This is a genomic window from Cellulomonas humilata, assembly GCF_030814415.1.
GTDB classification, from domain to species: domain Bacteria; phylum Actinomycetota; class Actinomycetes; order Actinomycetales; family Cellulomonadaceae; genus Cellulomonas; species Cellulomonas humilata_A.
Genome location: NZ_JAUSVB010000001.1, coordinates 589579 through 613771 on the forward strand (window position 1 = coordinate 589579; position 24193 = coordinate 613771).

The 24193-nt window shown below is 74.1% G+C and carries 21 protein-coding genes; 10 read left to right on the plus strand and 11 right to left on the minus strand.

The window, feature by feature from the left end; all coding sequences use genetic code 11:
- Positions 1-31 precede the first annotated feature (31 nt).
- From tilS to J2X26_RS02640, 3 genes are read right to left on the minus strand one after another with little or no spacing between them, the layout of a single operon-like run.
- Positions 32-1024 carry a tRNA lysidine(34) synthetase TilS gene (gene tilS, locus J2X26_RS02630; protein ID WP_307489586.1) on the minus strand — a complete coding sequence of 331 codons (993 nt, stop codon included), beginning with the start codon at positions 1022-1024 and terminating at the stop codon, positions 32-34.
- On the minus strand, positions 1021-2073 hold the full coding sequence (locus J2X26_RS02635) for a zinc-dependent metalloprotease (RefSeq protein ID WP_307489588.1): 1053 nt from the start codon (positions 2071-2073) through the stop codon (positions 1021-1023). Before J2X26_RS02635 ends, tilS begins: the two co-directional genes overlap by 4 nt.
- 9 nt (positions 2074-2082) lie before the next feature.
- Complete coding sequence (locus J2X26_RS02640) at positions 2083-3495, minus strand: D-alanyl-D-alanine carboxypeptidase/D-alanyl-D-alanine-endopeptidase (protein WP_307490691.1); 1413 nt, start codon at positions 3493-3495, stop codon at positions 2083-2085.
- A gap of 152 nt (positions 3496-3647) precedes the next feature.
- Here J2X26_RS02640 and J2X26_RS02645 point away from each other — a divergent pair, with 152 nt between their 5' ends.
- Together J2X26_RS02645 and J2X26_RS02650 are read left to right on the plus strand one after the other, a co-directional pair.
- Positions 3648-4145, plus strand: coding sequence for an inorganic diphosphatase (locus J2X26_RS02645; protein WP_055916810.1), 498 nt, complete (start codon positions 3648-3650; stop codon positions 4143-4145).
- A 305-nt stretch (positions 4146-4450) separates the two neighbouring features.
- Positions 4451-5314, plus strand: coding sequence for a hypothetical protein (locus J2X26_RS02650; RefSeq protein ID WP_307489591.1), 864 nt, complete (start codon positions 4451-4453; stop codon positions 5312-5314).
- 161 nt (positions 5315-5475) lie between these two features.
- Here J2X26_RS02650 and J2X26_RS02655 read toward each other — a convergent pair whose 3' ends face one another.
- Positions 5476-6858: a C40 family peptidase gene (locus J2X26_RS02655; protein WP_307489593.1), complete on the minus strand. Its 1383-nt coding sequence runs from the start codon at positions 6856-6858 to the stop codon at positions 5476-5478.
- A 460-nt stretch (positions 6859-7318) separates the two neighbouring features.
- Between J2X26_RS02655 and J2X26_RS02660 the strand changes: the two genes are divergently transcribed.
- Genes J2X26_RS02660 through J2X26_RS02680 form a run of 5 tightly spaced genes read left to right on the plus strand, consistent with a single transcriptional unit; the run spans position 7319 to position 12577 of the window.
- Complete coding sequence (locus tag J2X26_RS02660) at positions 7319-8638, plus strand: bifunctional o-acetylhomoserine/o-acetylserine sulfhydrylase (RefSeq protein WP_307489595.1); 1320 nt, start codon at positions 7319-7321, stop codon at positions 8636-8638.
- Positions 8639-8644: 6 nt separating this feature from the next.
- On the plus strand, positions 8645-9883 hold the full coding sequence (metX, locus tag J2X26_RS02665; protein ID WP_439897807.1) for a homoserine O-acetyltransferase MetX: 1239 nt from the start codon (positions 8645-8647) through the stop codon (positions 9881-9883).
- A 22-nt stretch (positions 9884-9905) separates the two neighbouring features.
- Positions 9906-10613, plus strand: coding sequence for a maleylpyruvate isomerase N-terminal domain-containing protein (locus tag J2X26_RS02670; protein ID WP_307489597.1), 708 nt, complete (start codon positions 9906-9908; stop codon positions 10611-10613).
- A gap of 36 nt (positions 10614-10649) precedes the next feature.
- Positions 10650-11609, plus strand: a complete 960-nt coding sequence (locus J2X26_RS02675; protein ID WP_307489598.1) for a zinc-binding dehydrogenase — start codon at positions 10650-10652, stop codon at positions 11607-11609.
- Entirely contained in the window at positions 11606-12577 is a 972-nt protein-coding gene (locus tag J2X26_RS02680) for an alpha/beta hydrolase (RefSeq protein ID WP_307489600.1), read from the plus strand. Before J2X26_RS02675 ends, J2X26_RS02680 begins: the two co-directional genes overlap by 4 nt.
- 7 nt (positions 12578-12584) lie before the next feature.
- Here J2X26_RS02680 and J2X26_RS02685 read toward each other — a convergent pair whose 3' ends face one another.
- The 3 genes from J2X26_RS02685 to J2X26_RS02695 form a co-directional block, all read right to left on the minus strand.
- The gene (locus tag J2X26_RS02685; protein WP_307489601.1) at positions 12585-14102 is read right to left on the minus strand and encodes a hypothetical protein; all 1518 of its coding nucleotides are present in this window, start codon (positions 14100-14102) and stop codon (positions 12585-12587) included.
- A gap of 173 nt (positions 14103-14275) precedes the next feature.
- Positions 14276-14572: an MTH1187 family thiamine-binding protein gene (locus J2X26_RS02690; protein ID WP_307489604.1), complete on the minus strand. Its 297-nt coding sequence runs from the start codon at positions 14570-14572 to the stop codon at positions 14276-14278.
- A gap of 9 nt (positions 14573-14581) precedes the next feature.
- Positions 14582-17614 (minus strand): FAD-binding and (Fe-S)-binding domain-containing protein, encoded by a 3033-nt coding sequence (locus tag J2X26_RS02695; RefSeq protein WP_439897808.1) that lies wholly within the window; start codon positions 17612-17614, stop codon positions 14582-14584.
- A gap of 232 nt (positions 17615-17846) precedes the next feature.
- Between J2X26_RS02695 and J2X26_RS02700 the strand changes: the two genes are divergently transcribed.
- Entirely contained in the window at positions 17847-18350 is a 504-nt protein-coding gene (locus tag J2X26_RS02700; RefSeq protein WP_307489606.1) for a septum formation family protein, read from the plus strand.
- 68 nt (positions 18351-18418) lie between these two features.
- Here J2X26_RS02700 and J2X26_RS02705 read toward each other — a convergent pair whose 3' ends face one another.
- The 3 genes from J2X26_RS02705 to J2X26_RS02715 form a co-directional block, all read right to left on the minus strand.
- On the minus strand, positions 18419-18856 hold the full coding sequence (locus J2X26_RS02705) for an OsmC family peroxiredoxin (protein WP_307489608.1): 438 nt from the start codon (positions 18854-18856) through the stop codon (positions 18419-18421).
- Between the two features lie 66 nt (positions 18857-18922).
- Positions 18923-20092: an AAA family ATPase gene (locus tag J2X26_RS02710; protein WP_307489610.1), complete on the minus strand. Its 1170-nt coding sequence runs from the start codon at positions 20090-20092 to the stop codon at positions 18923-18925.
- 68 nt (positions 20093-20160) lie between these two features.
- A complete protein-coding gene (locus J2X26_RS02715) occupies positions 20161-21273 on the minus strand; it encodes a M15 family metallopeptidase (protein WP_307489611.1) in 1113 nt (370 codons plus the stop codon).
- A 197-nt stretch (positions 21274-21470) separates the two neighbouring features.
- Here J2X26_RS02715 and J2X26_RS02720 point away from each other — a divergent pair, with 197 nt between their 5' ends.
- Positions 21471-21803: a hypothetical protein gene (locus tag J2X26_RS02720; protein ID WP_307489614.1), complete on the plus strand. Its 333-nt coding sequence runs from the start codon at positions 21471-21473 to the stop codon at positions 21801-21803.
- Here the strand turns inward: J2X26_RS02720 and J2X26_RS02725 are convergent.
- Complete coding sequence (locus J2X26_RS02725; RefSeq protein WP_307489615.1) at positions 21800-23488, minus strand: GMC family oxidoreductase; 1689 nt, start codon at positions 23486-23488, stop codon at positions 21800-21802. The two genes, J2X26_RS02720 and J2X26_RS02725, sit on opposite strands and share 4 nt — an antisense overlap.
- 41 nt (positions 23489-23529) lie before the next feature.
- Between J2X26_RS02725 and J2X26_RS02730 the strand changes: the two genes are divergently transcribed.
- Positions 23530-24123, plus strand: a complete 594-nt coding sequence (locus tag J2X26_RS02730; RefSeq protein WP_307489617.1) for a protein-L-isoaspartate O-methyltransferase family protein — start codon at positions 23530-23532, stop codon at positions 24121-24123.
- Positions 24124-24193 lie beyond the last annotated feature (70 nt).

The window sequence follows — 24193 nt, forward strand, 5'->3', positions numbered from 1 at the left end:
AGTTGCTCCTCTTGGTCTGCCCGTGACCGCGCTACGCGGGGGCCGTGTTCAGTGCAAGCCTGCCACACGCGCGGCTGACCGCGATCCCGCCGGGAAGGGCCACCGGACCCTGCCCGTGCCAGTCGGTGACCAGCGCGTCCACGGCCAGCACGTGCGACCGGCCCAGCGCTCCGGCCGGGCTCCCGGCGGCGATCGCGGCCGACCGCAGCGCGCGCGTCCGGAGCGCCGGAGGGGCTTTGTCGAGGATCTCGACGTCCAGGCCGTCGGCCGTGCGCGCGGCGGCCAGCAGGTCGTCCGCGAGCGCGTCGAGCAGGTCCGCGTCGTCGCGCAGCTGCGCGGCCGACCGGGCCAGCGCGTCGGCCACGCCGGGGCCGAGGACGCGTTCCAGCGTCGGCAGCGCGTCGTCGCGGACCCGGCTGCGCAGCGACGCGTCGGCGTGGGAGCCGTCGTTCGTCGGGTCGTGCCAGGGCTGCAGGTGCAGCGCCGCGCAGGCCGCCAGCGTGTCGGCGCGGCGCAGGCCCAGCAGGGGTCGTCGGAACCGTCCCCGCGTCGCCGGCATGCCGGCCAGCGCCCGGGCGCCCGACCCCCGCGCGAGCCCCAGCAGCACGGTCTCGGCCTGGTCGTCGAGCGTGTGGCCGAGCAGCACGACCGCCGCACCGAGCTCGTCGGCGACGCGGTCCAGCGCCGCGTACCTGGCGTCCCGTGCGGCCGCCTCACCCCGTCCGTCGACCTCCACGCGGACCACCACCGCAGGCAGCCCGAGGCCTCGACAGGCCGCCGCGGCGTCGTCGGCCACCTGCGCCGACGCCTCCTGCAGACCGTGGTCGACGACGACCGCCTCCGCGCGCCGCGGCGTCCCCGCACGCGTGGACCGCTGCGCGACGAACGCCGTCCCCGCCGCGAGCGCCAGCGAGTCCGGGCCGCCCGAGCAGGCGACCAGGACCAGCGCGTCCGGCGGCAGGTCGGCGACGGCGGCGGTCACCGCCGAGCGCACCGCTGCGACCTCGCGAGCGGGAGCGTTCACCCGTGCACCCGTCGCACCCACGCCCGGGGGTCGGCGATCTCCTCGGGCAGCGGCAGGTGGTCCGCCGACGTCCACACCGCGTTCAGCCCGTCGAGCCCGACGTCCTTGCGCACGGCCCGGACGAACGCCGCCCCGTCGCGGTACTGCGCCAGCTTGGTGTCGAGGCCGAGCAGCCGGCGCAGCACCCGGTCCACGCCACGGGACCTGGCCGCCTCGTCGCGTCGCGCCTCGAACGCCTTGCGGATCTTGCGCACGCTCGGCACCACGCGCGGGCCGACCTCGTCCATCGCGACGTCCGCGTGGCCCTCGAGCAGGGCCATCACCGCGCCGACCTCCTCGAAGAGCGCCCGCTGCCGCGTCGAGAGCAGGTCGAGCACGCCCACCCCGTCGTCGGCACCGCCCGTGACGGCACGCGTCACCGCCCCCAGCAGCTCCCCCACCCGCGGGACCAGCGCCTTGTCGGCGGCCAGGTCTGTCAGCAGCTCGGCGGCGCGCGTGCGCAGGTGGTCCGCGAGCCACGGCGCCGCCGCGAACTGCAGCGCGTGGGTCTGCTCGTGCAGCGCCACCCAGAGGCGGAAGTCCGACGGGTTGACCTTCAGCCGGCGCTCGTGGTGCAGGACGTTGGGCGCGACGAGGAGCAGGCGGCCGCGGCCGTCGGTCGACGTGAACGGGTCGAACTGACCGAGCACCTTGCCGGACAGGAGCGCCAGCACCCCGCCGACCTGCACCGCGGCGCCAGCGCGGGCCGTCGACGACGGTGCGGCTCCTGCCAGGGGCCCGGTCATCGCAGCGAACACCTGGGCGTTGGCCTGCGCCCAGCGGGGCCGGTCGACCACCAGCACCGTCGAGACCTGCTCCGGCGGCGTCCCGTCCGCCGCGCTGAGGCCGGTGATCGCCGACGCGTGCACGGCCGCGCGGCCGGCGGCGTCGCGCAGCTCGTCGACGAGCGCGGTCAGCTCCGCGCGGTCCGCCACCGGTCCCGGCGCAGCCAGCCGGCCGGCGATCCGGGTGGCGAGCTCCCAGTCGACAAGTCCTTCGGGGGTGTCCACCCGGCCAAACTAACCGCAGCCGCAGCCGGACAACGCGGTGACGAACGAGTCGATGGCCGCGCGCGGACCCCACTGGCCGCCGTCGGGGGTGGCGTCGGCGAGGACGACGAACACCAGCTGACGCCGGTCGGTGTCGAGCACCGTCCCGGCGAGCGAGGTCACGTGCGGCAGGCTGCCCGTCTTCGCCCGGACCAGCCCGCGGGCCGGCGACTGCGTGTAGCGGTCGCTCAGCGTGCCCGTCAGTCCCCCGATCGGCATGCCCGTCGCGACGTCCCGCAGCACGCCGTGCGCAGGATCCGTCGCGAGCCGGAGCAGGCCGAGCAGGAGGTCGGGCGGCAGGACCGACCCCGCCCCGAGGCCCGACGCGTCCGAGAGGTGCGCGCCGGCGGTGTCGACACCCGCGACGCCGACCGCGTGCAGGACGGCGGTCGTCCCGCCCTCGAACGACCCCGGCAAGCCCTGGTCGATGGCGACCAGCCGGCTGACCACCTCGGTGATCGCGTTGTCCGACGTGTCCAGGAAGTGGTGCACGATGCCGTCGAGCGTCGCCGACCGCACGACGCCGATCTCCCGCCCGCCGTCGGGCTTCGTCGTCCGTCGCGGCGTGCCGTCGACCGCGATCCCGACCTCCTCCAGCCGCTGCGCGAACGTGTTCGCCGCCGCGAGCGACGGGTCCGCGTACCGCGGCGGGTACTCGCCGGGCCGGATCTTCGCGGTGTCCACCGCGAGCGCCGTCACGGGCGCGACGAACCCCGCCGCAACGTCCGCCGGGTTCCACGTGGGACTCAGCGTCGGGCCGGAGAACAGCGAGTCGTCGAAACCGAGGCTCACCGTCGTCACACCCTCGAGCAGCAGCTCCTTGGCCGCCTGCGCCGCCAGGTCGGCCAGCCCGGCATGGCCGACGACGGCCGTCGGGTCACCGGCACCCGCCGCGAGCATCATGTCTCCGCCGCCGACCAGCACGATGCTGGCGCCCGAGCCGCGCACGACGCTCGTCGGCAAGGTCACGTCCGGTCCGAGGGCGTTCAGGGCTGCGACGGCCGTGACCAGCTTCGCCGTCGACGCCGGCGTGCGGCCGTCCTCCGGCAGGTGCGCACCGAGCACGTCCCCCGTCAGCTGGTCCGCGACGACCACGCCGACGCTCGCGCCCATGCGCGGGTCGGCGACCAGCCCGTCGACCAGCCCCTGCACGTTCACCGTCGCGGGGACCGGCGCCTGCGGGTCCAGGTTCGCCAGCGCGGGGACGGTGTCCGCCGGGTCGACCGCGCCGGGGGCCGTCGGGAACGGCAGCGGCTCCGGCGGCAGCTCCTCGAGCGTGACCATGCCCGGGACGACGTCGTACGCGTCCGCCGTGACGTACGCCCCGCCCGCGAGCACCAGGACGAGCGCGCTGGTGGCGACGACTCGCCCCGCTGTGGTCATCGTCACCCCGCCCCGCTCGTTCCCCGGTGGGACGCCCCGTCCCGCGGTGCGTCAGACTACTGTCCGAGACAAGGGCGCCCCTGACACTTCGGCGCGCCGCATGACGACAAGTGTCGCGACCGCCGGCCGCGGACGTGGGGCGGAGGAGCACTGTGGAGTTCGACGTCACGATCGAGATCCCGAAGGGTCAGCGCAACAAGTACGAGGTGGACCACGCCACGGGGCGCATCCGCCTCGACCGGATGCTGTTCACCTCGACCCGCTACCCCGACGACTACGGGTTCATCGAGGGCACGCTCGGCGAGGACGGCGACCCGCTCGACGCCCTCGTGCTCCTGGAGGAGCCGACGTTCCCGGGCTGCCTCATCCGCGCCCGCGCGCTCGGCATGTTCCGCATGCGCGACGAGGCCGGCGGCGACGACAAGGTGCTCTGCGTCCCCACGGGCGACCAGCGCGCCGCGTGGCGGCAGGACATCGACGACGTGTCCGACTTCCACCGCCTCGAGATCCAGCACTTCTTCGAGGTCTACAAGGACCTGGAGCCGGGCAAGTCCGTCGAGGGCGCCCACTGGGTAGGCCGGTCGGAGGCGGAGGCAGAGATCGAACGCAGCCGCCAGCGAGCCATCGACACGAACTACTACAACCACTGACCTCCCGCTCCACCCACAACGTCCGCACATTCGAGCGTCCTGACGCCTGAATGTGCGGACGTTGTGCTTGCCACCGGCTAGCGTCCGCAGATTCGGTTGTCCTGACGCTCGAAGGTGCGGACGTTGCGAACCTTCCACAGCCTCGCGGATGACGGGGCCTGTCCACGGAGGGGTTCAGGCCCCGCCCTCGGGATGGTCGGGCGGGCAACGCTCGCTGGATGGCGTCGACCCCTGACCGTGCCCGTCGACGCTCAGCCGTCGCCCAGCTCGCCGCACGACAGGCGGGTCTCGTCGCCACCTCACAGGTGCTCGCGCTCGGCGTCACCCCTTCCCACCTGCGCGCCGAGGTCGATGCTGGACGCTGGCTGCGCGCCGGCCGCCGCAGCCTCGCCGTCCGACCACCCGAGACGCGCGACCGAGCAGACTGGTGGCTCGCCGTTCTCGAGTGCGCCCCGCAGGCGGCCGGACGCGATCCCCGCGCGGCCCTGGGCGGCATCACGGCCCTGCAGGCAGCGGGTCTCGAGGGCGTTGCCGACGGGCTGATCCATGTCTGCGCGCCGAAGTCGTCCCACCCGATCTCGACGACCGCCGGAGTGCGGCTCCACGAGACACGGCGCTGGAGGGATGACGACGTCGTGCGATCCGGCATTCCCCGCACCCGACCGGAGGTGGCGACGGTGCAGGCGGCTCTGTGGGCCCGATCCGATCGCGAGGCGGCGCTGCTGCTCGTCGTTCCCGTCCAACAGCGCCTGACCAGTGCCGACGCCGTCTCCGAGGTGCTGGACAGGGTGCAGCGGGACAAGCGCAGGTCCCTGCTGCGGGCCGTGATGCTGGACGTCGCGGATGGTGTCCGCTCACTCAACGAGCTCGACTTCGCACGCATGTGCCGACGACGGGGACTGCCCGAGCCCGAGCGGCAGGTCGTCGTCCGGAGAGCGACCGGGCGCGCGTACCTCGACGTCCGCTGGCGACGGTGGGGCGTCGTCGTGGAGATCGACGGTATCGGTCATCTGCGCCCCGATCGCTGGATGGACGACAGCCTCCGCCACAACGAGATCGCACTCACCGGCGACATGGTGCTCCGCGTCCCGAGCCTCGGCCTGCGGCTCGATCCGCAGCGTCACCTCGACCTGATCGAGCGCGCGCTCCGCCGAGCCGGCTGGAGCTGAGCCGCCCTGCGCGGCTACCGCTCCCGACGCACCAGAACGTCCGCACGTTCGGGCGTCCTGACGACCGAATGTGCGGACGCTACGAACAGGCTGGTGGGACGTCCGCGGATTCGGGCGTCCTGACGACCGAATCTGCGGACGTTGCGTGGGGCCGGGGTGGGTTACGGGCGGCCGGCGAAGGGCATGGTGTTGCCCCAGCGCATGCCCGTGGTGCGGAGGGGGTCGCCTGGCTTGGAGGCTTCCATGATCTGGCCGCCGCCGGCCCAGATGGCCACGTGGTAGATCGCGTCAGGGTTGTTCGGGTCGGTGGACCAGAAGACGAGGTCGCCGGGGCGCAGCTCGTTGTAGCTGATCTTGAGGACCTGCTTGTACTGGTCGCGGGTGGTGCGTGCGAGGTTGACGCCGGCGGTGCGCCAGGCGCCCATCGACAGGCCGGAACAGTCGTAGCCGTCGGGGCCGACACCGCCCCAGATGTAGGGCAGCCCGGTCTTCGTCTGCGCCCAGGCGAGCGCCGCGGCTCCGCCGGCTGCCGATCCGCGCGACCGGCCCGTGCCGAGCCCGTAGGGGTTCGACGGCGCGGGCGGGGTGACCGGCGGAGTGACGACGGGCGGCGCGACGACCGGCGGCGGGGTGGTGGTGGCCGGCGGGGTGGTCGGCACGGGCGGGGTCGTCGTCGCCGGAGGTGCCGTCGTCCCGCCACCGGTCGCCGGGGGCGCGACGGGGGTGGTGGGCGGCGCGACGACGGGGCGCAGGGCGGCGGCGCGGGCGGCGGCCTCCTCGCGCTCGCGGCGCTGCTGGTCGACGAAGTCCTGGCGGGCGCGCTCGACCTCGGCGCTGGTCTGGCGGGCGGCGGCCAGGGAGGTGATGAGGCCGTCTCGCTCGGCGGACGCGGCGGTCTGCGCGGCGACGGCGTCCGTCTGCGCCTGCTCGGCGGCGGCCAGCGCCTCGGCGGCCGAGGCCTTCGCGGCCTTCGATGCGGCGGCGGCCTCCGTCGCGCGCTCGGCGAGCGTGGTGGCGACGAGCTGCGTGGCCCGGTACGTCTGGACGGCCTCGTCGGCCTTGCCGCTGATGCGGTCGAGCGCGGTGGTGCGGCGGGCGACGTCCTGGAAGCCGTCGGACGAGAGGAGCGCCTGGAGCAAGTCGGTCGAGCCGCCGGACCGGGCGACCTCGCGGGCGATGGCGACGAGCTGGCGGCGGGCGTCCTCGGCGGTGGCTGCCGCCTCCGTCGACCGGGCGACGGCGTCGTCGGAGGCCTGCTGGGCAGCGTCGGCGTCGACGACCGCGCGGTTGTAGGCCTCGCCTGCCTGCTGAACCTTGAGCTCGGCGGCGTCGGTCTCCGCGCTCAGCTGGGCGAGGCGGACCTCCATCGAGGCGACGGACCGCTCGGCCGACTTCACGGCACCCTGCGCACGCTGGACGTCCTGCGCGGAGGGCGGTGTCGGCTCGGCGAGCGCGCTGGAGGCGCCTGCCGCGAGCAGGGTGGCGACGAGCGCGCCGGCGACGAGGCCCCGGGAGGCCTTGCGCATGGTCGTGCTGTGGCTCACCTGGACGCCCTCCCCGACGTTTCGATGACCGGCCTTCGGCGGCCGTTCCCGAGGGACGCTACCGGCGGAAACCTCAGAAGAGAACACGTGTCACACCAGTCCCACGAGTCACACCCGTGTGCTTTGGGATGAACCGGACAGGATCACGCAGAGATCACCCGTTCGCCGCAATGACGCCTGATGAGAAGCCCTGTGACCGAATGTTGAGACGGCTGTTTCAGTCGTCGGACGGATCGGCCTACTCTCAGCGCATGTCCCGCCGAATGTGTCGCTGACCCAGCGCACGCTCGGCTGTGCCCGCGGGCAGGTCGCCATCACGGCGGCCTCGATGATCCCGCCCGAGCCATGGCTCGATCCGTGCGCCACTCCACCCCCTCCGCGGGACGGACGTCGGCTGCCCGAAGCGCCCGAAGTCTCCGCGGATCCCATAGATCCCTTATCGACAACGGAGCGCAGAACCGTGAGCAACGAGAGCTGGAACTTCGAGACCCGCCAGATCCACGCCGGCCAGACCGCGGACCCCGCCACCGGCGCCCGCGCACTGCCGATCTACCAGACGACGTCGTTCGTCTTCGACTCCGCGCAGCAGGCCGCGGACCGGTTCGCGCTCAAGGAGCTCGGCCCGATCTACACGCGCATCGGCAACCCCACGCAGGAGGTCGTCGAGAACCGCATCGCGGACCTCGAGGGCGGCGTCGGTGCGCTGCTCGTCTCGTCCGGGCAGGCGGCCGAGACGCTCGCCATCCTCAACATCGCCGAGGCCGGTGACCACATCGTCGCCAGCCCGTCGCTCTACGGCGGCACGTACAACCTGCTGCACTACACGCTGCCCAAGCTGGGCATCCAGACGACGTTCGTCACCGACCCCCACGACGCGCAGGCGTGGAAGGACGCGGTCCAGCCGAACACCAAGCTGTTCTTCGCGGAGACCATCCCGAACCCGAAGGCCGACATCCTCGACATCGAGCTGGTCGCGGGCGTCGCGCACGAGTCCGGCGTCCCGCTGATCGTCGACAACACGGTGGCGACGCCGTACCTGATCAACCCGCTGAAGTGGGGCGCGGACATCGTCGTGCACTCGGCGACCAAGTACCTGGGCGGTCACGGCTCGGCGATCGGCGGCGTGATCGTCGACGGCGGCTCGTTCGACTTCGCGCAGTACCCGGACCGGTTCCCCAACTACAACACCCCCGACCCGTCGTACAACGGGCTGGTGTTCGCGCGGGACCTCGGCGTCGGCGGCCTGTTCGGCGTCAACCTCTCCTTCATCCTCAAGGCGCGCGTGCAGCTGCTGCGCGACCTCGGCTCGGCGATCTCCCCGTTCAACGCGTTCCTCATCGCCCAGGGCATCGAGACCCTGTCGCTGCGGATCGAGCGGCACGTCGAGAACGCCGAGAAGGTCGCGGCCTGGCTGGAGGCGCGCGAGGACGTCGGGACCGTGCACTACGCCGGCCTGGAGTCGAGCCCGTGGCACGCCGCGCAGCTGAAGTACTCGCCGCGCGGCGCAGGCGCCGTCCTCGCGTTCGAGCTCGAGGGCGGCACGGAGGCCGGTCAGGCGTTCGTGTCCGCGCTCGAGCTGCACTCGAACGTCGCCAACATCGGGGACGTGCGCTCGCTCGTCATCCACCCGGCGTCGACGACCCACAGCCAGCTGACCCCCGAGGAGCAGGCGCTCTCCGGTGTGACGCCCGGTCTGGTCCGCCTCGCGGTGGGCATCGAGCACATCGATGACATCCTGGCTGACCTGGACGCCGGCTTCCGCGCAGCGAAGGGTGCCTGACCGAGCATGAGTACGACGCCGCCGACCCCGTCGGACCCCACGACGGGGTCGGCGACGCTGACCCCCGGCCGCCCCCGGACCCTCGGGTCCCGGGTGGCACCCACCGACCGGCCGCCGATCCCCGCGAGCGCCGCCTGGCACGAGGGCGACCCGGTGGGCCGGCGGCAGTTCGCGGACCTCGGGCCGCTCAAGCTCGAGTCCGGCGGCCGCCTGCCGGCCGTGCGGCTCGCGTACGAGACGTGGGGCGAGCTGAACGAGGACGGCACCAACGCGGTGCTCGTGCTGCACGCGCTGACGGGTGACTCGCACGTGACGGGCGAGGCCGGCGACGGGCACCCGACACCCGGCTGGTGGTCGTCGATGGTCGGACCGGGCGCGCCGATCGACACCGACCGCTGGTTCGTCGTCGCACCCAACGTGCTCGGCGGCTGTCAAGGCTCCACCGGACCGGCGTCACCGGGGCCGGACGGCAAGCCGTGGGGCAGCCGCTTCCCCCTGCTGACGGTGCGCGACCAGGTCGCCGCCGAGATCCGCCTGTCCGACCTGCTCGGCATCGACGCGTGGCAGCTGGTCATCGGTGCCTCGCTGGGCGGCCTGCGGGTGCTGGAGTGGGCGGCGAGCGCCCCCGAGCGCGTCGAGGCCATCGCCGCGATCGCCACCGCCGCGCAGACGTCCGGCGACCAGATCGCCGGGTTCCACACCCAGCTGGCCGCCGTCCGCGCCGACCCGCGCTACCGCGACGGCGACTACTACGACGCCGCCGACGGCGACGGCCCGCACGTCGGCCTCGGCCTGGCCCGGCAGATCGCGCACCAGACCTACCGCAGCGCGAAGGAGCTGGACCAGCGGTTCGGGCGCATCCCGCAGGGCGGCGAGCAGCCGCTCGAGGGCGGGCGGTTCGCGGTGCAGTCGTACCTGGACCACCACGGCGACAAGCTGAGCCGCCGGTTCGACGCCAACACGTACGTGGTGCTCACACGCACGATGATCACGCACGACCTCGGCCGTGACCGGGGCGGGGTGACGGCCGCGCTGGGGTCGATCACCGCGCGGGCGCTCGTCATCGCGGTCGACTCGGACCGGCTCTTCCCGCCTGCGCAGTCCGAGCGGATCGCGGCGGGCATCCCCGGCGCCGAGCCGCTGCGGACCATCCACTCCGACTACGGCCACGACGGCTTCCTCATCGAGGAGGACCTGGTGGGCGCTTACGTGAACGAGTTCCTGGAGCAGGGCGCGCGCCGGTAGCCGCTGGGGCACGATGGGCGACATGCCCTCCGGAGAGCTCGCCGACGCCCGCACCGCCCTGCACGCCCAGTGGGACCGGCTCCGGTCCTGGGTGAGCGACGTGATCGACGACGACGTCGCCGACGATCCGTCGGTGCTCGACGGCTGGACCGTCGCGGAGCTCGTCGCGCACCTGGGCCGCGCGATGGAGGCGCTGGCGGTGTGCGTGCCGCTGCCGGCAGGCACGGTGCCGTACACGTTCGGCGAGTACGTCGGGACCTACGTCGCGCGCGCCACCGACATCGCGGAGACCACCCGTCAGCTGGCGGTGGAGATCGCGCACGACCCCGTCGCGGAGGTGGACGCCCGCGCCCGGGCAGCGTTCGCGCGGCTCGACGAGCTGGGTCCCGACGACCGCGTGGTCCAGGCCCGCCGCGGTCCGGTGCTGCTCAGCACGATGGCCTTGTCCCGGGTGCTGGAGCTCGTGGTGCACGCCGACGACCTCGCGCGGTCGGTTCCGCGCGGGCCGGACCCGGTGGACCCCGGCGCGCTGCGGCTGGTGGCCGACGCGCTGCTCGAGATCGTCGTGGCGCGCGGCGGGTGGAGCCTCGAGATCGCCGACGCCCGTCTGTGGGTCCGGCTCGCGGCCGGCCGGCAGGCGTACGACGTCGACCAGCTGGCCGTCGCCCTGCACCCGCGCTACACCTCCGACGGGGTGCCGGACCTCGGCAGGATGCTGCCCATCCTGTAGCAGGCCACAGGCGTGCCGGACGGATACGTTAGGCCCGTGCTCGCCGCCTACGCCGCCCGGTTCTCGTCCGACGACCCCGTCAGCGCACTCGAGGTGGGTGAGCAGCCGGCCCCGGGAGCCCGGGAGAACTGGTCGGTCGTCGACGTCAGCGCCGCCGCGCTGAACCACCACGACGTGTGGACCCTGCGCGGCGTCGGGATAAGGGCCGACGCGCTGCCGATGATCCTGGGCACCGACGCCGCCGGAGTCACCGCCGACGGGCGCGAGGTCGTGGTGCACGGTGTGATCGGCGGGGCGAGCGGGCACGGCGTGGGGGCCGACGAGCCCCGCAGCCTGCTGTCCGAGCGCTACCCCGGGACGCTCGCGGAGCAGGTCGCGGTACCCACCTGGAACCTCGTCGACAAGCCCGCCGAGCTCTCGTTCGTCGAGGCCGCGTGCCTGCCCACGGCCTGGCTCACCGCCTACCGGATGCTCTTCCGGTCCGGCGGCGCGACCCCCGGGCAGCGGGTCCTCGTGCAGGGCGCGGGCGGCGGGCTGGCGACGGCGGCGATCCTGCTCGGCGCGGCCGCGGGGCTCGAGGTCATCGTGACCAGCCGCTCCGAGGAGCGCCGGACGCGCGCGCTGGCGCTCGGTGCCGCCGCCGCGGTGGAGCCCGGGACGCGCGTGCCGCGGGCCGACGTGGTGCTGGAGAGCGTCGGCAAGGCCACCTGGTCGCACTCGGTCCGGTCCGTCCGACCCGGCGGGACCATCGTCGTCGCCGGCGCCACCAGCGGGGACGCCGAGCCGGCCGAGCTCACGCGGATCTTCTTCCAGGAGATCACCGTGGTCGGCACCACCATGGGGACGCGCGACGACCTCGGGCACCTGCTCGCGTTCCTCGCCCGGACGGGGGTGCGACCGCTGGTCGACTCGACGTTCGCACTGACCGACGCGCGCGACGCCGTGCAGCGGCTGGCGGACGGCGACCAGTTCGGCAAGATCGTGCTCGAGCCTTGACGGGCGACGCGTGGGCCGAGGACATCCTCGGGCCCGACTACCGGGTGCGGACGCTCGTGCTGCAGCCCGACGACGAGGGCGACGTCGTCGCGAGCCTGGTCCGGTACGCCCCACCGAGCACCGAGCCGCTGCGGCCGTCGCGCGCGATCCTCTACGTCCACGGCTGGTCCGACTACTTCTTCCAGACGGGCCTCGCCGAGTACTGGCACGCCCGCGGGGCCGCGTTCTACGCCCTCGACCTGCGCAAGTACGGCCGCAGCCTGCGCCCGGGTCAGACGCCCGGGTACGTCGCGGACCTCGAGACCTACGACGAGGAGATCGAGGCGTCGGTCGACGTCATCACCGCGGACCTCGGTGCGCGCGCCCGGGTCATGGTCATGGGGCACTCGACCGGCGGGCTCGTCGCGGCGCTGTGGGCCAACCGGCACCCCGGGGAGCTCAGCGGCCTGGTGCTCAACAGCCCGTGGCTCGAGCTGCAGGGGTCGTCGGTGCTCCGGCACATCAGCGCCCCGGCGGTCTCCCGGATCGCCCGGTTCCAGCCGAAGGCTCCGCTGCCCAACATCGACCCCGGCTACTACGCCCGCACCCTGAGCAGCGCCAGCGGCGGGGAGTGGACCTACGACACCACGTGGCGGCCGACCCCGTCGTTCCCCGTCCGGGCCGGCTGGTTGCAGGCGATCATGGCGGGGCACGCGCGGGTGGCCCGCGGGCTGAGCGTCGAGGCGCCGATCCTCATGTGCGCGTCGAGCAGGACCGTCATCAGCCCGCGGTGGAGCGAGGACATGCGGCACGCCGACGTCGTCCTGGACGTCGAGCTGCTGGCCCGTCGCGCGGTGCAGCTGGGGTCGCACGTGACCGTCGTCCGGATCCGCGACGGGCTGCACGACCTCGCGCTGTCCCCGAAGCCGGTGCGCGAGCGGTTCTACGCGGAGATCGACCGCTGGTCCTCCGCGTACGGGTGGGGCTGAGCGGTCCTTACGGCCGCAGGACGCCCGTGGCCTCCGCGAGCGTCGGTCCGCCCTCGCCGAGCCGCCAGGCGCGCCAGCCGTCGACCGGGTTCTCCGCGGACACAGCCGCGGAGGCGGCGTCGTCGGGGTCGGCGTGCAGCTCGCCCGTCGGCAGCTCGATGAGCCCGTCGGTGCGCAGCATCGCGAGCAGGCGCTGGCCGCGGCGGGCGCGGACCCAGACGAGGGTGGTGATCGCGCGGCGGCTCTTGGCGAGCGTCGCGAGCTCCGGCAGGGCGCGAGGAGCGCCGTCGGGCCACGACTCGCGGATCGGGGCGATCTCCTTCGTGGTCTCCGGCCCCGCAGAGCTGTCCGGTGCCGCCGAGTTGTCCGGTGCCGGCGGGTTCGACGGTGCGGCATGCGTCGGGGGTGCCGCCTGCGTCGGGGGTGCGGCCTGCGTCGGCGGGGCGGGCTGGCTCGGCGGTGCGGGCTGGCTCGTCGTCGGGAAGCTCGAGGAGATGGGCAGCGGCGCGGGGAGCGGCGCGAACGGACGCGGTCCCGCCACGAGCGGCTCGGCGCGGTCCCGCGGCGGTGTGCGCGGCACCACCTGGTCGGCGGCGGACCGCAGCCCGAGCACCGGGGTCAGCGTGGTGGGCGCGTCCTGGATCGTCGACGAGCCCCGCGGCTTGTCCGCTGCCGGCTGCAGCACAGGCGCGGGGGTCGGCTGGGGCGCCGGGGCCGGCTTGGGAACCGGTCGCGGGGTCGCCTGGGGGATCGGTGCCGTCGGCGTCGGCGCGCGCAGCGGGGTCGGTGCGGGCACAGGGGGCGTCGGCGGCGGGGTCACGGCCCGCAGCTCACCCGTGGCGGGCGTGCGCACGTGCGGCTGGGCCGGGACCGGCGGCTCGTAGCCGCCGCCCGCGAAACCCTCGCTCGAGCGGACCAGCCGCAGCGCGGTCGGCTCGACGGAGCGGCGTGCACCCTCGTGCGTGGCCAGCGGCGAGACGTCCAGGAGCCGGCGGTCGTCCACCCCGCGCACGACGCCGACCTGCAGCACGTCGACGTGCCGACCGGGACCGCGCAGGAAGCCGAGCGTGTCTCCGGCCTCGGCGGCGACCTCCGAGCAGAGCAGCACCAGCCGCACGCCCTCGCGCCGGTTCGACTGCGTGCCGAACGCCGCCTGCTCGCGGAAGGCTGCGAAGTCGACCGCGAACCGGCTCGGGTCCGGGTGGTAGGCGCGCGCCAGGTCGGTCGTCGTCATGCGGGACGCCGCCCCGGCGTGCCGGAGCGCGGAGATGACGGCGTCGTCGTCGACGACCTGCACCACGTCCACGACGACGGCTCGTCCCGTGGCGTCCAGGGCGAGGAGCTCGGGCAGGTCGGCGTGGTCCGGTGCGTTGGTCCGGGACCGGACCGCGAACAGGGGCTCGCCGGCGATCGCGGCGAGGTGGTGGGACAGGAGGGAGGCGCACTCCTGCGCGAACGATCCGGTCAGGGGCTGCATCGGCTGGACGAGGCGCGGCCGGCCGTCGTCGAGCTCGAAGAGAGGCATCAGTCCCGGCCTTCCTGGGCACGCCGCCGCCAGCTGCACGTTCCCGTTTGTCCGCCCGCGCGCCCCGACCGGCACACGTGCGACCACACTGTCCCACAGCGCGCTCGGCCCGTCAGCCCGTCGGCCCGGCGTGCCCCGACGAGATCGGTCACATCACCCGAACGTGCCCGTCGTCACCCCTCGGCGAGCGCTGCCTCGACCCGTTCGACCTTGCCCGTCAGCTCTCCGGACCGGCCCGGGCGGATGTCCGCCTTGAGCACGAGGCTGACGCGGTGGCCGTGCCGGCCGACCGCCTCCGTCGCACGCTTGACGACGTCCATCACCTCGTCCCACTCGCCCTCGATAGTGGTGAACATGGCGTCGGTGCGGTTCGGGAGCCCGGACTCGCGCACGATGCGCACGGCATCGGCGACGGCGGCGGTCACGGACTCGCCCGCACCGAGCGGGGCGACGGAGAAGGCGACGAGCATGCGGCCAGCCTAGGCGGGTGCGACCGCACCACGAGCAGTCGGCAGGTGCGATGCGAGCAGCTCCGCCAGGTGCACGCCGTGCACGCCGGCCAGGTGGTCGGCCTGCGTGCGGCACGAGAAGCCGTCCGCCAGGTAGACGTCCCCGGGCGCCGCGTCGCGCAGTGCCGGGAGCAGCGCGTTCTCCGCGACCGCGACCGACACGTCGTAGTGGCCCTTCTCCATGCCGAAGTTGCCGGCCAGCCCGCAGCAGCCCGCGAGCGCCGAGAACTGCGCACCGGCGTCGGTGAGCAGGCGGCGGTCGGCGGTCCACGTCATCACGGAGTAGTGGTGGCAGTGCGGCTGCACGACCGCGGTCACGTCGGAGAGGTCCGGGACCTGCCAGCGGTCGCCCGGGCCGATGGGGGCGGGCGCGGTGAGCAGCTCCGCGAGCGTGCGCGTCTCCCGCGCGACGGCGACCGCGCGGGGGTCGTCGGGCAGCAGGTCGCGCAGGTCGGAGCGCAGGACCGCGGTGCACGACGGCTCGAGCCCGACGATCGGGATCCCGTTGACCGCGAACGGGCCGAGCACGCCGAGCAGATGGGTCAGCTGCTTCTTGGCACCGTCGAGCTGGCCGGTGCTGATCCAGGTGAGGCCGCAGCAGGCGTCGTCCTGCGGGACGAGGACCTCGTAGCCGGCGTCGACGAGCACGGCGACGGCCGCCTGCGCGACGGACGGCGCGAGGGTGTCAGAGAACGAGTCGGTCCAGAGCACGACCTGCGGCTTGCGCCCGCCGGTCCCCTTGCCAGGCCGTCCGAGGAACTGGAAGTCCCGAGGCTCGTCGGCGGGCTCCACCTCGGTGTGTCCGAGGATCTGGTCGTCCTGGCGCTCGCTTCCTCGGACGCTGCGGGTGAGCGTGACGCTGTCGCGGCCCTCGCCGCGCACCCACGAGCGGAACGGTCGGCGCGCGAAGGTCACCATCTGGCGACGGGTGTCCATGCCGCCGCCCGCGAGCACCGCGGTGGCCACCGGGCGGATGCCGAGCAACGCGTTGGTCAGGGCGGCCAGGCCGGGGACACCGGTGATCAGGCGCGCCCAGCGGGGCAGCCAGCCGAGGGCGTAGTGCGACATCGGCCGCAGCTTCCCGCGGTATGTACGGTGCAGCACCTCGGACTTGTACTGAGCCATGTCGACGCCCGCGGGGCAGTCCGACGAGCACGCCTTGCAGGACAGACACAGGTCGAGGGAGTCGTGCACCTCGGGCGAGGACCAGCCGCCGGACACGAGCGTGCCGTTCGCCATCTCCTGCAGCACCCGCGCGCGACCGCGGGTGGAGTCCTTCTCGTCCTTCGTCGCCAGGTAGGACGGGCACATGAACCCGCCGGTCGCCGTGCTGTCCGCCCGGCACTTTCCGACGCCGACGCACCGGTGCAGCGCGGTCGTCAGGTCCCCCGCGTCGTGCGCGAACGAGAAGCCGTGACCGTCGGACAGCAGCGGGCGGGCCCACGGGCGGCGCAGGTCGGCGTCCACCGGGCGCGGGCGGACCAGCACGCCGGGGTTGAGCAGGTCACGCGGGTCGAGGAGGTCCTTGAAGGCGCCGAACAGGTCGATCGCCTGCGCCGAGTACATGACCGGGAGCAGCTCGGAGCGGGCGCGGCCGTCGCCGTGCTCCCCGGACAGCGAGCCGCCGTGCGACGCGACGAGCGTCGCGGCATCGGTCATGAACGCGCGCAGCGGGGAGCCGGAACGCTCGAGCGGGATGTCGAGACGCAGGTGCACGCACCCGTCGCCGAAGTGCCCGTACGCGAGGCCGTCCACCCCGTGCGACGCCATGAGCGCCTCGAGCTCGCGCAGGTACGCGCCCAGCCGCTCGGGCGGCACCGCCGAGTCCTCGAACCCGGGCCACGCCTGCTCGCCCGACGGCGTCCGCCCGCCCAGGCCCGCGCCGTCCTCGCGGATCCGCCACATCGCGGCGGCCTCCGGACCGGGCGGGAAGAGGCCGACCGCATCGGTGCCGGCATCGCTCGCCAGCGCGTGCGCACGCTGCAGGGCTTCCGCCAGGTCCGAACCGCCCACCTCGACCATGAGCCACCCGCCGCCGGCGGGCAGCGGGGGGACGGCCGACGCACCACGCACCCGGCGCACCACGTCGACCAGCCGGGAGTCCATGCCCTCGATCGCGAGCGGGGCGTGCGCGAGCAGGGCGGGGACCGCATCGGCAGCGGTCGGCATGTCCGGGTAGCCGAGCACGACGAGCACGGGGGCCGCCGCGATCGGGACCAGCCGCACGGTCGCGCCGAGCAGCGTGGCGACCGTCCCCTCCGTCCCGACCAGCGCCTTGGCCAGGTCGGTGCCCTTCTCGGGCAGCAGGTGCTCCAGGGAGTAGCCGGAGACCTGCCGGCCGAAGCGGCCCAGCTCGGTCCGCAGGATGTCGAGGTGTCCGCGGACGAGCGCGTCGAGACCGGGGACGACGTCCAGCGCGCCCGCGCCGGAGCGCGCCTCGAACCGTCGCCCGGTGCCGTCCACCACGTCGAGGGCGAGCACGTTGTCCGCGGTCCGCCCGTACGCGACCGCGCGGGGTCCGCACGCGTTGTTGCCGATCATCCCGCCGAGCGTCGCGCGCGCCTGCGTGGAGGGGTCGGGACCGAACCGCAGCCCGTGCGGTGCGGCGGCCTTCTGCAGGCTCGCCATCACGACGCCGGGCTCGATGCGGGCCGTCCGCGCGGACGGGTCGATGTCGAGGATCCGGTTCACGTGCCGCGAGAAGTCGAGCACCACCCCGGTACCGACCGCGTTGCCCGCGACCGAGGTCCCTCCGCCGCGCGCGGTCAGCGGGACGCCCAGCGACCGGGCGACCTCGAGCGCGGCGAGCACGTCGTCGGTGTCCTGCGGGAACGCCACGACCTGCGGGACCACCCGGTAGTTCGACGCGTCCGTGGAGTACTCGGCCCGGCGCCGGGTGCTGTCGTCGACCGTCCCGCGCAGGGCGGACCGCAGCGCGTGCACGACGTCGGCGCTGTCGGGCACACGCGGGCCCTCTGCCACGGTCTCGGTCACGGCCACCACGGGGGCAGTCTCGCACCGGGAACCGGCTCCCCCGCGCACGTCACCGAGGGCTGGTCACCGGTCCCCGAAGCGCCCGGGACCTGAGGGAGGCGCCCGTTCGGGTCCAGAGTCGTTGCTGTGTGTCCGGTTTCACACGGTTGATCACGAAATGCCCCGGCGCGATGACGGCGCCGATCGCTACTCTCTCGCGGGCCCCTCGACCGATGGACTCACCCCGAACGAGAAGATGATGATGCGCACCCTCACCGCCCGTGTCGCGGCCCCCGCCCTCCTGATCGTGGCCCTCGCCGGCATCTCCGGCTGCGGCATCCTCGACGACACCGCGGAGCCGGCCGTCCGCGACGAGTCGGGTGAGATCACCGCGTCGAGCGAGGCCGACGTCTTCTCGCTGAAGGTGGGTGACTGCCTCAACCAGACGACCACCGAGGAGACCGCCGAGGTCTCGTCGGTGCCGACCGTCCCGTGCGACCAGCCGCACGACAGCGAGGCCTACGCGGCGACCGACATGCCCGACGGCGAGTACCCGGGCGACCAGGCCGTCATCGACGCGTCCGACACGTTCTGCTACGACCAGTTCGCGACGTTCGTCGGCCTGACCTACGACGAGTCGACCCTCGAGCTCGCGTCGTTCTTCCCGACCCCCGAGTCCTGGGACCAGGGCGACCACGAGATCATGTGCTTCATCTCCTCGCCGGACGGCCAGGTCACCGGGACGCTCGCGGGCGCCAACCGCTGACGGGTTCGCAGAGCCGCGCGACGTCCGCGCTCCCGTGGGAGTGCGGACGTCGCGCGGGATGACGAGGGTCAGGCGAGCGACGCGTCCAGGGTGATCTCCGTGCCCGTCAGGGCCTTGCTCACCGGGCACGTGGCCTTGGCGTTCTCGGCGGCGGCGAGGAAGCCGTCGGCATCGAGACCCTCGACCTCGCCACGGACCGTCAGGGCGATCGTGGTGATGTGCAGCCCTCCGGCGGGGTCGGGTCGCAGGGTGACGTCGGCGCTGACCTCGAGGGCGACGGGGGTGCCGCCGGCCGCCGCGATGACGCCTGACAGCTGCATGGCGTAGCAGGACGTGTGGGCGGCCGCGATGAGCTCCTCGGGGCTCGTCGTGCCACCGGCCTCCTCGGAGGTCCGCTTCGGGAACGAGACGTCGAACGTGCCGGCGCCGGAGCTGGTGAGCTCGACCTGCCCGCTGCCCTCCATCAGGGTGCCGTTCCAGGCGGTCCGAGCGGTGCGCGTGGACATGGTGCTCCTTTGCTGTGGGCGGGACGGGCGGATGCCCGCAGCCCCCACGCTAGGCAGGCGCGAGGCTCAGCGCGCGCGTTCGAGGTGCCCGGTGACGATCTGCGTGGGCGCGCCGGCCTGGCGCAGGGCCCACGCGGCACGGGCGTGCAGGGCGCGGCGCTGCTCGGCGTCGAGACCGTTGTAGAGCGCCTCGCGCACCAGGTCGTGACCGAAGACGAGCCGGTCGCCGCGGGCGCGGACCACCCCGGCGGCGAGGCCGTGCCGCAGGGTGCGCCAGCAGTCGGCGACCGGGTCGCCGGCCAGTGAGGCGAGGTCGGCGATGACGAACGACGTGCCCAGCACGGACGCCTGACCGAGCAGCTCGAGCACCTCGGGGCCGAGGTACTCGACGCGCCGGCGGACCACCTCGTCGAGCGGGTCCATCCAGCGGGAGCCGGTCGAGTCGAGCACACCGTCGGTGGCGACCAGAGCCCCCGCCGCCCGGGCGGTGCGCACGACGTCCGCGACCAGCCGCGGGTTGCCGCCCGTGGTCGCGAGCGTGCCGCGCAGCGAGGGACCGACGGGGCCGCCGACGAGGTTCTCGGCCAGCTCGACGGTCGCGCGCGCGTTGAGCGGCCGCAGCTCGAGGTACCGGGCACCGGCGCGGGTCCACGCGGCGACGAGCTCCGCAAGCTCGGGGCGGTACGGCACCGGCCGCATGGTGAGCACGACGAGCGCCCGCGGCACCGCCCCTTCGTGTGCCAGCTGGAGGAGCACCGCGAGCGACGGCGCGTCGGCCTCGTGCACGTCCTCGAGCACGAGGGCCCAGGGCCGGAGGTCACCGTGGCGGCGCAGCAGCGCCGCGAACAGCTCCGTGGCGCGGTCGTACCGGGCGATCGAGCCGGTCGGGTCGGCGTGCATCGCCTCGAGGAGGTCCGCCAGCTCGGCCTCCACGGGGCTGCCGCCCGGACCGTGGCCGGCGCCGGACGACCGCACGAGGAGTGCGTCGGACAGGAGCGCGAACGGCCAGCCCCGCATCGCCGTCGCCTGGGCGGTGCGCAGCTCGACGTCGAGGAGCCGGGCGGAGCCGCGCAGAGCGTCGACCAGGCTCGTCTTGCCGACACCCGCCTCGCCCTCGAGGAGCACCGTCACGCCGACCCCGTCGGCGGCCGTCGACAGGAGGTCGTCGAGGTCGTCGAGCTCGGCGGCACGGCCGACGAGAGGCCATGTCCGCCCCGGCTCGGCCGAGGTGCTCATGCGCCCGATCGTAAGGGCCGCGACGCCCGTGCGGTCCGATCTGCGCAGGGACTGGGACCAGCCGAGGTTCAGCCGAGGTACTCCCAGTGCCACGCCTCGGGCTTGCTGCCGCCCGAGCCGGCCCACGACGGGAGGCCCCAGCTGAGGTCGGGCGCGTGCGCGGCCATCCACCGGTGCTGCTTCGTGCCGAACGAGTCGATGCCGCCGCCGAGGTCCACCGCGATGCCGTTGCCGTGGTTCGACGTGCCGGGAGTCGCGCACAGGTAGCCCCGGGTGCGCTTGCACGCGATCTGCCCCGCGTAGGAGCGGTAGGAGTCGCTGACGACGAGGTCCGAGCCGAACTGCGCCCGGTAGGCGGTGTTCAGGACGTCGAGCTGCTCGGCGGCGTCGCAGCGCAGGCGCACGGACGCGTCGAAGCTGACGCCGCAGAGCGCGGAGTCCGGGATCTTGCCGTTGGCGTACCCGAGGAGCGACTGCTTCCACGCGGCCCGCTGGGCCGCCTGGGCGGCCGCGGCCTGCGCGGCGGCGTCGGCAGCGGCCTGTGCGGCTGCAGCCTCGGCGGCGGCCTGCGCTGCGGCCTGCGCGGCTGCGGCGTCCGCGGCGCGCTTGACCTCGGCGCTCTGCCGGACGGTGGTGGTGAGGGTCGCGACGGCGGCCACGGCCTCACGCAGCTCGGCGGTGGTCTCGTCCTCCTTGCCGGTGGTCGGCGGGACGAGCGGCACGGGTGCCGGCGCGGGCGTCTGCTCGAAGACGGAGGCGGGGTCGATGGGGGCCGAGGGGTCGACAGGGGCCGGCGTGGCCGCGGCGACGACCTTCTCCTCGCGCTCGCCCGAGCGCGAGGCGCCCCGGTCCTCGACCCGGACGTCGCCGGTCGCCTCGACGAGCAGCTGGTCCAGGCGGTCGGTCGCTGCTTCGAGGGCCTCGAGCTGGGCGGCGTCGATGGCGACCTGGGCGCCCTCGGCCTGGACCGTCTCAGCGACCTCGATCGCGTCGCCGGCCACGTCGACGGCGCCGGCTCGGGCACGTTCGACCTGGACCGCGCCGGGGACGAGAGCGGGGATGAGCGCGCTCCCACCATCACGGGCGTTGGCGGAGACGGCGACCATGGCGCACATGCTCAGGGCGAGCGTCGTGACCACCGCGCCCTGTGCGAGGCGTGCGGGATGGGTGGCTGCACGCATGGACGCAGGGCGCGCCGCGGCGTGCCGGCCACTCGCGGCTCGGCCCCGGAAGGGAATCTTGTAACTCACGCGTAACACGTTAAGTTCATCGGACAGCCGTCCAGGACACTTGAGCCTTCTGGGCGGGGGAGATCTCGTGAGGATCTCGTTACGGCTCCGTCACATAATTCATAGGTTCGAGCGGATACGATGCCGCCGTGCCCTCTGAACTGCCCCCTGAACAGGTCGCCGCCGCGCCCGCCCGCGGCCTCGACGACCTCTACGACATCGCCCGTCTGGCCGAGCGGCTCGGGGTCGAGCACGCCACCATCCGCGTCTGGCTCTCCCGCAAGGTGCCGTGGCTCCCGCAGCCCGACGGACGGCTCAACGGCGGCGCCGTCTGGCGCGCGACGACCCTCGACGGCATCGAGATCCGTCGCGAGCGGGGTCGCCCCGGCCGCAAGCCGAAGTTCGTCCCTGACCCGTCGGCGGCGGACGTCCCGCGCACGGGGATGATCCCCGTGGTGGCCGGGGCAGGCCCGACCAGCTAGAGCACGGTCAGCCGCAAGGCACCCGGCGCCCACGCGGGGACGGCCGGCCGCACGGGACGCACCGGCGCCAGCCGCACGTACGGCTCCCCCGGTGCCGGCCGGGGATCCGGCTCGCCCGCGTTGGGCCAGAGGGCGAACGCGCGCTCGGCCTGCGCCACGATCGTCAGCGACGGGTTGACGCCGAGGTTCGCGGAGACGGTCGACCCGTCAACGACGTGCAGCCCGGGATGCCCGAAGGCCCGGTGGTACGGGTCGACCACCCCGTCGGCGGCCGACCGGCCGATCGTGCAGCCGCCCAGGAAGTGCGCGGTCATGGGCACGTCCGCGACCTCACCCAGGCTGTTCGCCGCGAAGCCGCCGAGGTGGACGGCCATCCGCCGGTAGGCGGCGTTCGCGGCGGGGATCCAGGTCGGGTTCGGGTCACCCTCGCCCGGGGCCGACGTCAGCCGGGTGGTGCCGCTCCAGGTCCGCCGCGGTCGCACCGTGATCGAGGCTCCGCCGGTCTGCATCACGAGCCCGATGACGGTGCGCTGCGACCAGCTGCCCAGACCGAGCACGAGCGAGGCCATCTGCCCCGGGTGCCGCAGGGCGGTGCCCAGCCAGCGCAGCGGACGCGGCACCCGCCCGCCGCCGTCGGTCAGCACCGTGCTCAGCAGGCCCATGAGGTTGGACCCCCGCCCGTAGCGCACCGGTTCGAGGTGGGTGTGGTCGTCGAGGTGCACCGACGACGTGATGGCGACGCCGCGGGTCATGTCAGGGCGTCGTCGCCAGCCGCGCCAGCGGGTCGCCGCCCCGCCGAGCGACTCGCTGTTGGTGCGCGTCAGCACGCCGAGCCGGTCGGAGAGCCCGGGCAGCGTGCCGGTCGCCTTCATCCGGTGCAGGAGCTCCTGCGTGCCCCAGGTGCCGGCCGCGACCACCACCTGCCCGGCCGTCACCGTCCTGTCGCCACCGCGCCGGCCGGTCCGGGTCGTCCGCACCTCCCACTCCGGCCCGCGGGGCCGGATCGACATCACGGTCGTCTCGGCGACCACGCGCGCACCCGCCCGCTCGGCCAGGTACAGGTAGTTCGTCGGCAAGGTGTTCTTCGCGCCGTGCCGGCAGCCCGTCATGCACTCGCCGCACTCCAGGCACCCCCGGCGCGACGGTCCCGCGCCGCCGAAGAACGGGTCCGGCACCACCTCGCCGGGCGGCCCGAACACCACACCGACGGGGGCGAGCCGGAACGTGTGCCCGACGCCCAGATCCTCGGCGGCCTGGCGCACGACGTCGTCGGCGGGCGTGCACGTCGGGTTGTCGACGACGCCGAGCATGCGGCTCGCCTGGTCGTAGAACGGTGCCAGCTCGGCGCGCCAGTCGGTGATGTCCGCCCACTGGGGGTCGCGGTAGAAGGCGTCCGACGTCGGCCGGTAGAGCGTGTTCGCGTAGTTGAGAGACCCACCGCCGACGCCCGCACCGGCGAGCACCACGACGTCGGGCAGCACGTGGATCCGCTGGATGCCGAGCCACCCCAGGCGCGGGGCCCAGAGGAAGCGGCTGACGTCCCACGAGGTCCGCGGCAGGGTCTCGTCGGTGAACCGGCGACCCGCCTCGAGCACCAGGACGCGGTAGCCCTTCTCGACGAGCCGCAGCGCCGCAACGGACCCGCCGAACCCGGACCCGACGACCACGACGTCGTACTCGGCCACCGCACCTCCCTGGACAGGTGCGCCGATCGTAGGCTCGACACATGCACGAGGGTCGCCAGGACACGGACCCGACGCGCGCCGCCGACGTGGCCGACGCGATGCGGGTGCTCGCCCGTGAACGGTTCCTGCCCGCGGAGCAGCGCGACCACGCGCACGAGGACCGGCCGCTGCCGCTGTGGCGCGGGCAGACGAACTCCCAGCCGAGCACCGTCGCGTCGATGCTCCGGCTGCTCCAGGTGCCGGTCGGCGCGCGCGTCCTGGACGTCGGCTCCGGGTCGGGGTGGACGACGGCGCTGCTCGCGCGGCTCGTCGGCCCGGACGGAGACGTGCTGGGGCTGGAGCTGGACCCGGAGCTCGCCGTGTGGGGCGCGGCGAACCTCGACGCGTGCGGCCTCCCCTGGGCCCGGATCGAGCCCGCGACGCCCGGTGCGCTCGGCCGGCCGGTGGACGGCGGGTGGGACCGGATCCTGGTCTCGGCGTCGCCGCGGTCGCTGCCGGACGTCCTCGTGCAGCAGCTCGCCGAGGGGGGCCGGCTGGTGATCCCGGTCCGCTCGACGATGCACCTCGTAGAGCGCCACGCCGGCCAGACACGTGTCACCACGCACGGCTCCTACACCTTCGTCCCGTTGCGCTGAGAGCGCCGACCACACCTCGCGAACCCCTCAATTCGCCAGAAGGTGACGAATGCCGTACCTGCCAGTAACG